Source organism: Enterococcus sp. DIV0682, from assembly GCF_051712685.1.
GTDB classification, from domain to species: Bacteria; Bacillota; Bacilli; order Lactobacillales; family Enterococcaceae; genus Enterococcus; species Enterococcus faecalis.
This window is the reverse complement of sequence record NZ_JBIOPK010000001.1, coordinates 2,394,322-2,409,131: the sequence shown is the minus strand read 5'-3', so window position 1 is coordinate 2,409,131 and position 14,810 is coordinate 2,394,322. Positions and strand designations below refer to the sequence as shown.

The 14,810-nt window shown below is 37.5% G+C and carries 14 protein-coding genes; all 14 read left to right on the top strand.

Going from position 1 to position 14,810, the window contains the following annotated elements; translation table 11 throughout:
* Window positions 1–3 precede the first annotated feature (3 nt).
* The 14 genes from efrA to IGK96_RS11630 all read left to right on the top strand — a co-directional run bounded on the left by efrA (window position 4) and on the right by IGK96_RS11630 (window position 14,801).
* Window positions 4–1,731 (top strand): multidrug efflux ABC transporter subunit EfrA, encoded by a 1,728-nt coding sequence (gene efrA / locus IGK96_RS11695; protein WP_010823950.1) that lies wholly within the window; start codon window positions 4–6, stop codon window positions 1,729–1,731.
* Complete coding sequence (gene efrB, locus IGK96_RS11690) at window positions 1,728–3,488, top strand: multidrug efflux ABC transporter subunit EfrB (RefSeq protein ID WP_042959406.1); 1,761 nt, start codon at window positions 1,728–1,730, stop codon at window positions 3,486–3,488. The genes efrA and efrB overlap by 4 nt, the downstream gene beginning before the upstream one ends.
* Window positions 3,489–3,740: 252 nt before the next feature.
* Window positions 3,741–4,232 carry a gamma carbonic anhydrase family protein gene (locus IGK96_RS11685; RefSeq protein ID WP_002355129.1) on the top strand — a complete coding sequence of 164 codons (492 nt, stop codon included), beginning with the start codon at window positions 3,741–3,743 and terminating at the stop codon, window positions 4,230–4,232.
* A 13-nt stretch (window positions 4,233–4,245) separates the two neighbouring features.
* Entirely contained in the window at window positions 4,246–5,397 is a 1,152-nt protein-coding gene (wecB, locus tag IGK96_RS11680) for a non-hydrolyzing UDP-N-acetylglucosamine 2-epimerase (protein WP_025188780.1), read from the top strand.
* A gap of 72 nt (window positions 5,398–5,469) precedes the next feature.
* Complete coding sequence (locus IGK96_RS11675) at window positions 5,470–6,147, top strand: HAD family hydrolase (RefSeq protein ID WP_438756174.1); 678 nt, start codon at window positions 5,470–5,472, stop codon at window positions 6,145–6,147.
* 207 nt (window positions 6,148–6,354) lie between these two features.
* The gene (mltG, locus tag IGK96_RS11670; RefSeq protein ID WP_010707116.1) at window positions 6,355–7,740 is read left to right on the top strand and encodes an endolytic transglycosylase MltG; all 1,386 of its coding nucleotides are present in this window, start codon (window positions 6,355–6,357) and stop codon (window positions 7,738–7,740) included.
* 260 nt (window positions 7,741–8,000) lie between these two features.
* A complete protein-coding gene (greA, locus tag IGK96_RS11665; RefSeq protein WP_002355133.1) occupies window positions 8,001–8,480 on the top strand; it encodes a transcription elongation factor GreA in 480 nt (159 codons plus the stop codon).
* A gap of 150 nt (window positions 8,481–8,630) precedes the next feature.
* Window positions 8,631–9,362, top strand: coding sequence for a cell wall-active antibiotics response protein LiaF (gene liaF / locus IGK96_RS11660; protein ID WP_002381168.1), 732 nt, complete (start codon window positions 8,631–8,633; stop codon window positions 9,360–9,362).
* Window positions 9,359–10,462 (top strand): sensor histidine kinase, encoded by a 1,104-nt coding sequence (locus IGK96_RS11655; RefSeq protein ID WP_002365182.1) that lies wholly within the window; start codon window positions 9,359–9,361, stop codon window positions 10,460–10,462. The genes liaF and IGK96_RS11655 overlap by 4 nt, the downstream gene beginning before the upstream one ends.
* Complete coding sequence (locus IGK96_RS11650) at window positions 10,437–11,069, top strand: response regulator (RefSeq protein WP_002355137.1); 633 nt, start codon at window positions 10,437–10,439, stop codon at window positions 11,067–11,069. Before IGK96_RS11655 ends, IGK96_RS11650 begins: the two co-directional genes overlap by 26 nt.
* 103 nt (window positions 11,070–11,172) lie before the next feature.
* On the top strand, window positions 11,173–11,838 hold the full coding sequence (locus tag IGK96_RS11645) for a potassium channel family protein (RefSeq protein ID WP_002355139.1): 666 nt from the start codon (window positions 11,173–11,175) through the stop codon (window positions 11,836–11,838).
* A 54-nt stretch (window positions 11,839–11,892) separates the two neighbouring features.
* Entirely contained in the window at window positions 11,893–12,222 is a 330-nt protein-coding gene (locus IGK96_RS11640) for a HesB/YadR/YfhF family protein (protein ID WP_016616794.1), read from the top strand.
* Window positions 12,223–12,429: 207 nt separating this feature from the next.
* Window positions 12,430–13,368 carry a glycosyltransferase family 2 protein gene (locus tag IGK96_RS11635; RefSeq protein WP_010707118.1) on the top strand — a complete coding sequence of 313 codons (939 nt, stop codon included), beginning with the start codon at window positions 12,430–12,432 and terminating at the stop codon, window positions 13,366–13,368.
* Window positions 13,369–13,622: 254 nt separating this feature from the next.
* Window positions 13,623–14,801 carry an IS256-like element ISEf1 family transposase gene (locus IGK96_RS11630; RefSeq protein ID WP_000997695.1) on the top strand — a complete coding sequence of 393 codons (1,179 nt, stop codon included), beginning with the start codon at window positions 13,623–13,625 and terminating at the stop codon, window positions 14,799–14,801.
* Window positions 14,802–14,810: the final 9 nt, after the last annotated feature.

Below are 14,810 nucleotides of genomic sequence, written 5' to 3'. Positions count from 1 at the left end.
TAATTGAAGTTAATGTGGCGTTACACAATGCGTTATAAGAAATTACTTTTTGCTGATTTTATTTGTGTGTTTGGTTTTATTTTGATTGAATTAGGCTTGCCGACCATTTTAGCACGAATGATTGACAAAGGAATTATTCCTAAAGATATGGACTATATTTATCAGCAAGGGATTTGGATGGTTGTAATTACGATTATTGGTGTCGCAATGAATATTTTGCTGGGGTACTTTGGTGCCAGAATTACAACAAACATTGTTCGTGATATTCGTGATGATTTATTTGAAAAGATTCAAACTTTCTCACACAGTGAATATGAAAGTATTGGGGTTTCTTCCTTAATTACGCGAACTACCAATGATGCATACCAAATTATGCTCTTCATGGGAAATATTTTACGTCTTGGCTTTATGACGCCAGTGATGTTTATTGCCAGTCTTTACATGGTGATGCGAACGAGTCCGTCGTTAGGAATGTACGTTTTAGGTGCCTTGCCTTTTCTGCTGCTAGCAGTTGTCGGAATTGCTCGTTTGTCAGAACCGTTATCTAAAAAGCAACAAAAGAACTTAGATGGAATCAATGGGATTTTAAGAGAAAATCTTTCTGGATTGCGGGTAATACGCGCATTTGTTAATGAAAAATTTGAAGAATCTCGTTTTAATAAAGTCAATGAAACTTACACTAAAAGTTCAAAAAGTCTGTTTCGTTTAATGGCAGCAGCCCAACCAGGCTTCTTTTTCTTATTTAATATTGTGATGGTCTTAATCATTTGGAGCGGGACTGTTCAAATCAGCAATGGGGATTTAGAAGTTGGGAATTTAATTGCTTTTATTGAATATATTTTCCATGCGCTGTTCTCGTTTATGTTATTTGCCAGTGTCTTTATGATGTATCCTCGGGCTGCGGTTTCGGCTTCACGGATTCAAGAAGCCTTAGACATGGAACCAGCTATTCGTGAAGAAGAAGGCGTAACAGAAACAGCTACTAAAGGCTATCTAGAGTTTAAAAATGTAACCTTTGCCTATCCTGGACATGCGGAAAGCCCAGTCATCCGCAATGTAAGTTTTAAGGCGTCACCTGGTGAAACAGTGGCCTTTATTGGGAGCACAGGTAGTGGGAAATCAACATTAATTCAATTGATTCCACGGTTTTATGATGTATCAGAAGGTGAAATTTTAATCGATGGAGTGAACGTAAAAGAGTACAAACTTAGTGCATTACGCAATAAGATTGGCTATATTCCACAAAAAGCGTTACTTTTTACTGGTACAATTGCTGATAACCTTCGCTACGGTAAGGAAGATGCGACGTTAGAAGAAATGGAACGAGCAATTGACATTGCTCAAGCTACAGAATTTGTTTCACAAAAACCGCAAGGCTATGATGAACCTCTTTCAGAAGGTGGCACGAACTTTTCTGGTGGTCAAAAACAACGTTTAGCTATCGCACGGGCGATTATTCGCAATCCGGAAATTTATATATTTGATGATAGTTTTTCTGCGTTAGATTATCAAACAGATGCAAATTTACGAGCGCGTCTGAAAAAAGAAACAACAGAATCCACTGTTTTAATTGTGGCACAACGTGTTGGAACAATTATGCATGCGGACCGCATTGTTGTTTTAAACGAAGGCGACGTGGTCGGAATTGGCACACATCGTGAATTACTTGAGACTTGTCCAATTTACTATGATATTGCGGCTTCTCAATTGTCAGAGGAGGAATTAGCATGAAACACGCCTTTTCTTCTATGAAACGAATCGGTCGCTATATTAAACCGTACCGAGTGACGTTTTATTTAGTTATTTTATTTACCATATTAACCGTTGCCTTTAATGCAGCGCTGCCTTATTTGACTGGATTACCAACGACAGAAATTAGCCGTAATATTGCGGCCGGTGAATCCATTAACTTTGATTATGTAATCCAATGTTTAATTTGGATTTTAGTTGTGGGAACAGGTTATTGTGTGGCACAATTTTTGTCAGGTTTTTTAATGACGAATGTCGTTCAACAATCCATGCGCGATTTACGTCGCGATATTGAAGAAAAAATCAATCGTTTGCCCGTTTCTTATTTTGATAAGAACCAACAAGGAAATATTTTGTCACGGGTGACGAACGATGTGGATGCTGTCAGCAATGCGATGCAACAAAGTTTTATTAATATTGTTTCGGCAGTCCTAGGGATTGTGATGGCGGTAGTGATGATGTTCTTAATCAATCCGCTGATGGCGATTTTTTCAGTGATTATGATTCCGTTGTCTCTGATTATTTCCAGAACAATTGTTAAAATCTCCCAGAAATATTTCCAAGGAATGCAAAATTCTTTAGGAGACTTAAATGGTTATGTCCAAGAAAATATGACTGGGTTCAGTGTTTTAAAACTATATGGTCGGGAAAAAGAAACCCTTGAAGGCTTTAAACAAGTCAATCATCGTTTAAATGGTTTTGGTTTCAAAGCATCCTTTATCTCAGGATTAATGTTGCCATTGGTTCAAATGACCGCTTATGGGACCTATATCGGGGTAGCTGTCCTTGGTAGTTACTATGTGGTTGCTGGTGTGATCGTAGTGGGGCAGTTACAAGCGTTTATTCAATATATTTGGCAAATTAGCCAACCAATGGGGAATATTACGCAGTTGTCTGCAGCTTTACAAAGCGCTTCAGCTTCGACCATGCGGATTTTTGAAATCCTAGATGAACCAGAAGAAGAACTTAACGAACAAGATGTTCCTTTACCAGAACCTATTTTAGGCTCTGTTGAATTTGAAAATGTCAGCTTTAGTTATGACCCAGAAAAACCGTTAATTCGTAATTTGAACTTTAAAGTTGATGCGGGCCAAATGGTTGCGATTGTGGGACCAACTGGCGCTGGGAAAACAACCTTAATCAACTTACTGATGCGTTTTTATGATGTAACAGAAGGCGCCATTAAAATTGATGGTATTGACACAAAAAAAATGAACCGTAGTGATGTCCGATCTGTATTTGGAATGGTATTGCAAGATGCTTGGTTGTATAAAGGTACCATTGCCGATAACATTCGTTTTGGGAAATTGGATGCCACGGATTATGAAGTTGTGGATGCAGCGAAAACGGCCAATGTGGATCACTTCATTCGGACAATGCCAGACGGGTATGAAATGGAAATCAATTCTGAGGGAGATAACGTTTCCCTTGGTCAAAAACAATTGTTGACCATTGCCCGAGCGGTAATTTCTGATCCAAAAATTTTGATTTTAGATGAGGCGACTAGTTCAGTCGATACACGCTTGGAAGCCTTAATTCAAAAAGCAATGGATCGTGTTATGGAAGGACGAACGAGTTTCGTTATTGCCCACCGCCTATCAACTATTCGTGAAGCTGATTTAATTCTTGTTATGAAACAAGGAGAAATCATTGAAAAAGGAACGCATCATGAGTTGCTGGAACAAGGTGGCTTCTATGAAAAACTATACAATAGTCAATTTGCTGAAGAAGGCGACTAAGAGGAATAAAAATGAGGTCGGGACAGAAGCGTTTAACTCCGAGAAATAAGAAGGAATCTCCGAAAATTGTTCTGTAATTTTTGGAGAATTCCGGCTTATTTCCGAAGGAGTTGCTTTTGTTCCCGCCGTTTATCAGTTTTTGAGCGTGGAGCAAAAATCCAAAGTGATTTTTGTCCCACGCTCTTTTCTTGTCTTTTTTACTATGAAAGTGAGGGATTCTTGTCTATACTTAATGAAAAGAGGTGACAGAGTTTGAAAAAAGAGTATTTTATTGCTGCTAGTGCAGATGTCTATGGAAACGTACAACTAGCGAAGGATAGTAATATTTGGTTTCAGTCGGTCTTAAGAGGTGACAGTAACACAATTACCATTGGTGAAGGTAGTAATATTCAAGATGGCACGATTATTCATGTTGATGAAGATGCCCCGACAATTGTAGGCAAGTATGTAACGGTGGGCCATCAATGCATGTTACACGGTTGTAAAATCGGTGATGGTGCTTTGATTGGCATGGGTTCAACGATTCTAAATAATGCTATTATTGGAGAAAACAGCCTGATTGGTGCGGGTTCTTTAGTGACAGAAGGCAAAATTATCCCGCCAAATGTTTTAGCATTTGGTCGACCCGCGAAGGTTATCCGTCCGTTAACGGCAGCAGAAATAGCCAGTAATCATACGAACGCCTTACATTATATTCAACGAGCAGAAGAATTTCGCCAACAAAAATACCCGAAACTAACATAGAATTAGGAGGAAAATGATGAAGAAAATTAAAGTAATGACGGTTTTTGGAACACGGCCAGAAGCAATCAAAATGGCGCCCTTAATCAAAGTTTTAGAAGAGCAAAGTCAAGGATTTGACTCTGTAGTAGTCGTAACAGCGCAACATCGCCAAATGTTGGATCAAGTGTTAGAAGATTTTCAAATTACACCGAATCATGATTTAAATATCATGAAAGATGGGCAAACCTTAACAGATATTACAAGTCGTGTTTTGAATTTATTAACTGAGGTTCTTGTGACAGAACAGCCGGATATTGTCTTGGTTCATGGCGATACAACCACGTCATTTGCGGCTGCATTGGCTGCTTTTTATCAACAGATTCCGGTGGGACATGTGGAAGCAGGATTACGGACCTGGCAAAAATATTCTCCGTTTCCGGAAGAAATGAATCGTCAACTGGTAGACGTGTTAACTGATATTTATTTTGCCCCAACTACTCAAAGTAAGGACAATTTAATCAAAGAAAATCATCCAGAAGAACATATTTATGTGACTGGCAATACAGCGATTGACGCGATGGCGTACACCGTTGATGCCCACTATCAAAATGATTTATTGGAAAAAATCCCTACAGACCAGCGCATCGTGCTAATTACAATGCATCGTCGTGAAAATTTAGGCCTGCCAATGGCAAATGTTTTTAAAGCTGTTCGTCGACTTGTAATGGAACATCCAGAAATTGAAGTCATTTTCCCTATGCACAAAAATCCCAAAGTCCGTGAAATAGTAGCGGAACACTTAGGTGAATTAGCTCGTGTGCATTTAATTGAACCATTGGATGTCAAAGATTTTCAAAATTTTGCAGCGAAAAGTGCTTTAATTTTAACTGATTCTGGCGGTGTGCAAGAAGAAGCTCCTTCCTTGGGTGTGCCAGTTTTAGTTTTACGAGATACAACGGAACGTCCAGAAGGCGTAGCGGCAGGAACATTGAAATTGGTTGGTACAGACGAACAAGTAGTCTATCAAGAGGCGAAAACATTATTGACTAATTCTGATGCTTACCACGCGATGGCGCATGCACAAAATCCGTATGGGGATGGTCAAGCTAGCCGTCGAATCGTTGAAGCCATTGCCTATGAAATGCAGCAATCAGATAAAAAACCAGATACGTTTACAGCAAAATAAATAAAAAGGCAGAGAAGCGCTGAAAAGGTGCTTCTTTTGCGTATCTTATTTTGAAGAATCAATTAGACAAAAATGCTAGAAAGTAGTGAAGTGAAGATGTATCAAACGATTTTATTTGATTTAGATGGCACAATTACGGATTCTGGTAGCGGCATTATGCGTTCTATTTTGTACGCAACAGAACAATTAGGCTGGCCAGCTCCTAGCGAGGAGACATTACGTTCTTTCATAGGGCCGCCTTTATATGAGTCGTTTTTGCACATGGCGCCTTCAGCTGAAGCAGCGCAACAAGCCGTGAGTCATTATCGAGCGTATTATCAGAGAAAAGGTATGTTTGAAAATCATGTGTATCCAGGGATCCCAGAGGTACTAACAAGGTTAAAGGAAGCGGGAGCAAAGTTATACATTGCGACTTCCAAGCCAGATGAATTTGCAAAAAAGATTATTACTCATTTTGATTTAGATCGTTATTTTACAGGCATCTATGGAGCGAGTATGGACGGTCATCGTTCTAAAAAAGCAGATGTGATTCAGTATGCATTAACGGAAGCTCAATTAGACCCAACCAAAGAAGCAATTATCATGGTTGGTGATCGCAACCATGACATTTTTGGTGCCCAACAAAATGGCTTAGATAGTATAGGTGTCTTGTATGGATTTGGTGAAGAAACAGAATTACAAGAGGCGGGAGCAACATTCCTAGTACAATCGCCTAAAGACTTAGGTGCTATTTTGCTACAAAATTCTTAATAGAAAATGGATTTTCGATAAATTTAGGAGGATTTTAAGATTTATTATCGTTTCAATAGAAAAGCGCCATCATAGGCTTTAAACGTTGTCAATGATGAATTTTTTATCGGGGAATGACGGTCTTTTTATTAAAAACATTTAATTTTAAAGAGGTTTCATGTATAATAGTTTCAGTCATAAACGATAGAATAGTAAGGAGGGTTAGTTTTGGCTAATGATAACCAAAATAACCAAGATCCCAAATCTTCGCTTAGAGATCAAGTAACTGGGTCTTTAAAAGGTAGAAATGATGGCGATCAACCTGATTCCTCTGAAAAAAATGATAGGTCTCCCCAACCTTCATCTGATGAATCACAAGAAACAGCGAACCGCACAACACAAACACGTGCAGGTTCTAGAGCTGCTCGAAGACGTGGGAAAGACAAGACAACACAGACAGTCGAAGAGCCAACCCCGATTGAAACAGACGAAAAGCCAACAAATACAAAAAAACAAACACGTAAAAAAGAAGATCGTTTAGTCGGTCGTATCGTGTTAATTGTAGTTTCTGTATTGGTTTTAATGATGGCAATCTTTGGGTTTACTTTTTATAAATATGTAGACGCTGGGCTACAACCACTAGACAAGAACAATAAGAAGCTTGTTCAAGTGCATATCCCAGAAGGATCTTCTAATAAGCAAATTGCTGCGGTTTTAGAAGAAAGCAACGTCATTAAAAGCGGAATGGTTTTTAACTACTACGTAAAATTTAAAAACTTAACAGATTTTCAAGCGGGCTATTATCAAATGTCTCCAAGCATGACACTCGATGAAATTGGTGAAATGCTAAAAGAAGGGGGCACGCCAGAACCAACTAAAATCGCAGATGGCAAAGTAACGATTCCTGAAGGCTACGATATAGATAAAATTGGCGAAGCTATTGAAAAAAATACGGATTTCAAGAAAGCAGATTTCATTGCATTAATGAAAAATGAAGACTTCTTCAATCAAATGAAGGCTAAGTATCCTGATTTACTTGAAAGTGCTGCAACCGCAGAAGGTGTTCGTTATCGCTTAGAAGGCTATTTATTCCCGGCGACTTATGATTACTACAAAAAAGCAACACTTCCTGAATTTGTCGAACAGATGGTTGCTAAAATGAACACAGTAATGGAACAATATACGCCGACAATTCATGCAAAGAATTTAACCAATCAGCAAGTCTTAACGTTAGCTTCATTGGTTGAAAAAGAAGGAGTCAAAGAAGCAGACCGCAAACAAATTGCGCAAGTATTCTTTAACCGCTTGGCTGCCGATATGCCGATCCAATCAGATATTTCTATTTTGTATGCTCTAGGAGAACACAAAGAAACTGTAACGTATGCTGACTTGGAAGTGGACTCGTCTTATAACTTGTATAAAAATACTGGTTATGGACCAGGACCATTAGATAGCCCAAGTGAGGAGTCAATTAAAGCAGTCTTGAATCCGACACCAAGTGACTATTTATACTTTGTAGCAGATGTTTCTACAGGAAAAGTATACTTCTCAAAAACATATGAAGAACATCAAGTATTAGTAGATCAGTATGTCAATAATTCAAGTAGTGAATAAAATGAAAACATAAAAGAGCTTGGTGAATCAATTTTGTATGATTCACCAAGCTTTTAGATACTCAAAAAGTAATCTGTTTAACAGAGGGAAAGAGTAGCAACTAGAAATTTATATAAATAAAATTTAGCAAAATCACAAAAATTCAATAATTATATTTACAATTTAGAAAAAGCGTGGTACTCTTTTGTGGATTGAAAGCGGAATTTTTTTCAATAACCAACCAAGAACTACGTATCGTTAAGCGAAAAAGGAGAATTAACATGGTAGAAAAAGTATATCCAATGACTCTTGAAGGAAAAGAAAAATTAGAACAAGAGCTAGAAGAATTAAAAACAATTAAACGTAAAGAAATCGTAGAGCGTATTAAAATCGCTCGTAGCTTTGGGGATCTTTCAGAGAACTCAGAGTATGAATCAGCTAAAGATGAACAAGCTTTCGTTGAAGGACGTATTACAACGTTAGAAAATATGATTCGTTTTGCAGAAATCATCGACAATGATGGCGTGGACCAAGACGAAGTTTCCATCGGTAAAACAGTTACTTTCCAAGAATTGCCTGATGGAGAAGAAGAGGAATACACAATCGTAGGAAGTGCCGAAGCCGATCCATTTTCTGGTAAAATTTCTAACGATTCACCGATTGCACAAGCCTTAATTGGTAAACAATTAGGCGACCAAGTGATTATTGCAACACCTGGTGGCGACATGACAGTTAAAATTACAAAAGTTGAAGCAAACTAAATAATTGAGTAGGGCAGGCAGCTTCCAAGGCCTGTCCTTTCGCAATCTAAGACATTTAGGGCTAAAGTCCTATGGTAACCTGAGGCGCAAACCACTATGATTAAATAAAATAAACGAGTAAAATAAATGACATAGGGAGGAGGCAAATCTATGAATAACCCTTGGCGCTTTTTTATCGTCGCAGAAGCATTACTTTTTATTCTGGCGTTATGGCAAATTGTACATAATCCTGGATTAGCTGTTTTATTAACAATTGGCGTTTTACTTGTGGCCTACGTTTCCAGGAAAGCATCTAAAACACATTTTAACAACTTTCAATTCGTCCTCGGCGTTGTTTTTATTGTCATTGGTGCAATGAACAGCACGGCTGTTTGGTTTATGTTGATTTTTGGTGTACTCTTTATCGGCTTAAAAGGCTTTGAGATTTCAGGCGTGGATATAGCTGAGCGAGCACCTTGGCGAAAAAAACAAATGATTATGGTGGAGACGGCGGCAAAAGAACCTAAAAATGGCAAACGATTTAAACGCCGCTGGTTTGCCAACGAACGCATTGGTAACAATATCTATGAATGGGACGATATCAATATTGATTTAATCTCTGGGGACACCATTATTGATTTAGGTAATACGCTACTACCGAAAGAAGACAATATTATTATTATTCGTAAAGGTTTTGGCCGCACGCGAATTCTAGTGCCGTTAGGTGTAGCTATTTTGTTAGAACATTCAACTTTTTACGGAACGGTACGTTTTGAAGAAGAAAAATATCAATTGAAAAACGAATCATTAAAAATTTACAGCAATGATTACGATACCAATCTTCGTCGTTTGAAAATTATGACGAACACTTTAGTAGGAGATGTTGAGGTGATCCGTGTATGACCGATCGGATTTCAAGACGCATGATTTCATTATATGCGTCCCTTAGCACCTTTATTGTTATCTTAATTACATTGTTTTCATATTTTCATTCGATTAAACAAAACCGGTGGTTATTAGAGCTTCTTCAGAGAAAAGTCTTTTATCTACCACTAATTGTGCACATTGTTCTCATATCCTTACTAATAGGCTTATTGACCTTTTTACTGATTTCATTGGTTCAAAAAGGGCAATATGGACGGATTGAAGAAAAACTTCGGTTATTGGCCAATGGTAATTATGAAAGTCCAGTCTTAAACAAACCAACGACCAGTGAAAATCAAGATCATTATCTAACCGAAGTCGAACAAGATATTTGGTCGATTAAAAATAAATTATTAGAGATGTCTAAAGAATTGCAATTATTAAACAGTCGGCCGCAATTAATGGATGGGCAAACAAAAGAAGAAATTTTAGAGAACGAGCGGCATCGTTTGGCGCGGGAGTTGCATGATTCAGTCAGTCAACAACTTTTTGCAGCCATGATGATGTTGTCTGCCTTAAATGAACAAGCACAACGAACAGAAACCCCGGAACCATATCGTAAACAACTAGCCATGGTGGCAGAAATCATTAATGCCTCCCAATCGGAAATGCGCGCGTTACTATTGCACTTGCGTCCTATCAGTCTAGAAGGAAAAAGTTTGCGTAAAGGTATTGAACAATTACTGAAAGAACTACAAACAAAAATTAAAATTGAATTGATTTGGGATGTTGAAGATGTTCATTTAAATAGCAGCATTGAGGATCATCTTTTCCGAATTGTGCAGGAGTTACTTTCAAATACCTTAAGACATGCCAAAGCAAAGGAATTAGAGGTATACTTACACCAAGTCGATAAAAACGTGTTATTGCGTATTGTTGATGACGGTGTCGGCTTTGATATGAAGGAACAAAGTAATAAAGCCGGTAGTTATGGCTTAAATAATATCCGAGAACGTGTTGTCGGCATGGGCGGTACAGTTAAAATTATTAGTTTTAAAGGGCAGGGAACCAGCGTTGAAATTAAAGTTCCTGTCATAAAGGAGGAAACTGCAAGTGATCAAAGTAATGTTAGTGGATGACCATGAAATGGTCCGTTTAGGCGTTTCATCATATTTATCTATTCAAGAGGATATAGAAGTCGTAGGCGAAGCAGAAAATGGTAAGATTGGCTATGAAAAAGCATTGGAACTACGTCCAGATGTTATTTTGATGGATTTGGTAATGGAAGAAATGGACGGCATTGATTCAACAAAAGCGATCTTGAAAGATTGGCCAGAAGCCAAGATTATTATTGTGACGAGTTTTATTGATGATGAAAAAGTGTATCCGGCGATTGAAGCTGGTGCAGCGGGCTACCTATTAAAAACATCAACAGCACATGAGATTGCTGATGCAATTCGGGCGACTTATCGCGGAGAGCGTGTGTTGGAACCTGAAGTGACGCATAAGATGATGGAACGGTTAACAAAAAAACAAGAGCCGGTGTTGCATGAAGATTTGACAAATCGAGAACACGAAATTTTAATGTTGATTGCACAAGGTAAAAGTAATCAGGAAATAGCTGATGAACTCTTTATCACTTTGAAAACAGTTAAAACACATGTTTCAAACATTTTAGCAAAACTAGATGTGGATGATCGGACCCAAGCGGCGATTTATGCTTTTCAACATGGTTTAGCCAAATAAATATCAGATAAATCCATAAATAAATTCTAGGAAATCCTTCTAGGAATTTATTTATGGATTTGTTATACTAATTTTAACGAACAGACAGGAGCGGTCAGAAGAAATGAAACAAAATTTTGCAATTATTGGTTTAGGACGTTTTGGCGGCAGCATATGCCAAACTTTGGTGGAAGCTGGTCAAGAAGTTTTGGCCATTGACAGCAGTGAAGACCGTGTCAATGAATATATGAATATTGCAACGCATGCAGTGGTGGCTAACGCTCAAGATGAAATGACGTTGCGTTCTTTAGGGATTCGGAACTTTGATCACGTAGTGGTGGCAATTGGTGAAGATATTCAAGCGAGTATTTTAGTAACATTAATGGTTAAAGAGATGGGGGTTCCCAATGTCTTAGCCAAAGCAGTCAATGAATATCATGCCCGTGTCTTAGATAAAATTGGGGCAGACATGGTCGTTCACCCAGAGCGGGATATGGGTATTCGAATTGCTCACAAACTTGTTTCACGCAATATTTTAGATTATATTGAATTATCTAGCGAATTTTCATTAGCTGAGGTTCGGGTCACCAATCCTAAATTTTACAATAAAACCTTAGCAGAATTAAATTTCCGTCAACGATTTGGTTTAACTGTGGTAGCGATTCGCCGCTCGAAAACAGAAGTAATTGCTTCGCCAGATGCTTCTGAAATTGTTCGAGAAAACGACAATTTATTAGTTATCGGTGATACCGCAGACGTTGATTTATTAGATGAAAAAATGAATGGCTAAGCACTTTATTCTCTAAAAGCACTGCGCTGTGCTACAATAAATGGCGACAGAGATGTGAAGGAGGAACAAAGAATGAAATTAGAAGTGACACCGAAAGCCCAACAATGGTTTAAAGAAGAAACCGGGGTTCAGCCTGAGACAGGCATTCGTTTTTTCGGAAAAATTTATGGAAAAACACCTGTTCATGATGGTTTTTCCATTGCGATGTCTGTAGAAGCGCCAGATGAGCCAATGATTAAAGAGAACCTAGATGGGATTACCTATTTTATTGAAGAAACAGATGATTGGTTCTTTAAAGGGTATGATTTGCTTGTTGATTATGATGAAAAGAATGATGAACCGCGTTATCAATTTGAAGCAAACCAAGAAGATTTAACAAAATAATTTTAGTGCTAAACAAAAGAGGCTGAAGTAGTGCGTAGGACTATTTCTGTTGCTTTCGTTTAACCGCTAGTCAACCTGAGAAAAAATCGTTTTGGATTTTTTCTCAGGTTCTTTCTATTTAATTAAGCTATTCTTAATTGGATATCGTTATTTAATAAGGCTATCATATGGTATAATGATAATTAACTGAAGTGTGGAGGAAATAAAATGCTATCAATTGTTGTCCCTTGTTATAATGAGGAAGCAGCGATTCCGCTGTTTTTTGAAGAAGTAGAAAAAATTAGCCAGCAACTATCTCATTCAGTAGAATATATATTTGTGAATGATGGCTCAAAAGATAATACGTTAGCTGTTTTAAGACAGCTTTATCGCGAACATCCAGAGAAGGTCCGTTATCTTTCTTTTTCACGAAATTTTGGGAAAGAAGCGGGCTTATACGCTGGTTTAAAAGAAGCAACAGGTGACTTAGTGACAGTCATGGACGTTGATTTACAAGACCCGCCTGAGTTATTACCTCAAATGATTGAGATGATTGAAACCAGTACAGATTTAGATTGTGTTGGCACACGACGCATAACAAGAGACGGCGAACCGCCCATTCGTAGCTTTTTTGCACGGATGTTCTATAAACTCATTAATCGAATTGCTGAGACGGAAATGGTGGATGGTGCCCGTGACTTTCGTGTCATGACCCGACAAATGGTCGATGCGATTTTAGAGTTATCTGAGTATAATCGTTTTTCAAAAGGGATTTTTAGTTGGGTCGGCTTTAAAACAGAATATATTGAATTTAAAAATCGAGAACGAATTGCTGGAGAAACCTCTTGGTCTTTCTGGAGTCTATTAAGTTATTCAATTGACGGGATTGTCAATTTTTCAGAAACACCATTGAATATTGCTTCATACGTTGGCGCCTTTTCGTGTGTTGGTTCTGCACTAGCAATGTTAGTGATTATCTTTCGAACATTAGTTAATGGTGATCCAACAAGCGGCTGGCCTTCAATGGTTTGTATTGTACTTTTTGTAGGTGGTTTGCAACTATTATGTTTAGGAATTATTGGCAAATATATCGGCAAAATTTTCTTAGAAACGAAAAAACGACCAATTTATATTGTAAAGGAATCAGAAAAAGATTCTAAAAAATAACCAAAAAAGCAGAGAAAAATTCTCTGTTTTTTTGTTGTGCATTAAAAAAAGTGTGAATAGACTTTTCAGAAAAACAACATTTTTTACATAAAAAATACATTAACTTTACCTATTTTTATCTTAATGAAACAGCTTTGCTCTCGCGGTGAGAGTGTAAAATATTTTGTGTAAATGAAAAAATCCATACAAAAAAGGAAGTCGCTTCTGTAGAATAAAGTTAACGACAACCAATTCACAGAAAAGAGGACTTCCCTATGAATGATTTTACTACAGAAATTGTGCAAACTCTAGTCACTAAAGGCGATTTAAATGAATTATTCCGTTCGCACTTAGAAAAAGCGATAAACACACTCCTACGGACTGAATTAACGGCTTTTTTAGATTACGAAAAATATGATCGCACTGGTTTTAATTCAGGTAATTCGAGAAACGGTTCTTACTTTCGATCAATCAAAACCGAATATGGTGAATTAACATTGGAAATACCTAGAGATCGTAATGGTGAGTTTAAACAACAAACTTTACCAGCCTACAAAAGAACAAACGATACATTGGAAACCACTATTATCCATTTATTCGAAAAAGGTGTTACGATGTCTGAAATTGCTGATTTGATCGAAAAAATGTACGGTCATCACTATACTCCACAAACCATGTCCAACATGACTAAAGTTCTGACTGAAGAAGTAAATGCCTTTAAATCCAGAGCCTTAAATGATAAGTATGTCGCTATTTTTATGGACGCTACTTACATTCCACTAAAACGTCAAACCGTATCCAAAGAAGCGATTTATATTGCCATTGGTATACGAGAAGACGGCACTAAAGAAGTACTGAGTTATGCGATTGCTCCAACTGAATCAACATACGTTTGGAATGAGCTGCTACAGGATATTAACTCCAGAGGAGTTCAAGAAGTCTTGCTTTTTATTACGGACGGCTTAAAAGGCATGAAAGATACTATCCATCAAATTTATCCTAAAGCAAAATATCAGCATTGTTGTATCCATGTATCTCGTAATATCGCTCATAAAGTACGTGTCAAAGACCGAAAAGAAATCTGTGATGACTTTAAGGCTGTTTATCAAGCTAACTCAAAAGAAGAAGCGAATACCTTCTTATCCGGCATGATTGAGAAATGGAAGAAAAACTATCCTAAAGTGACGCAGTCACTCATAGAAAACCAAGACTTATTAACTTTTTATGATTTTCCACCTAGCATTCGTAGAACCATTTACTCAACCAATCTAATCGAGTCTTTCAATAAGCAAATTAAAAGATACAGCCGTAGAAAAGAGCAGTTTCAAAATGAAGAATCACTAGAACGCTTTCTAGTCAGCATTTTTGATACATACAATCAAAAATTTCTAAACAGAAGCCATAAAGGTTTTCAACAGGTAACCGATACATTAGTTTCAATGTTTACTGAGTAACTAATTATT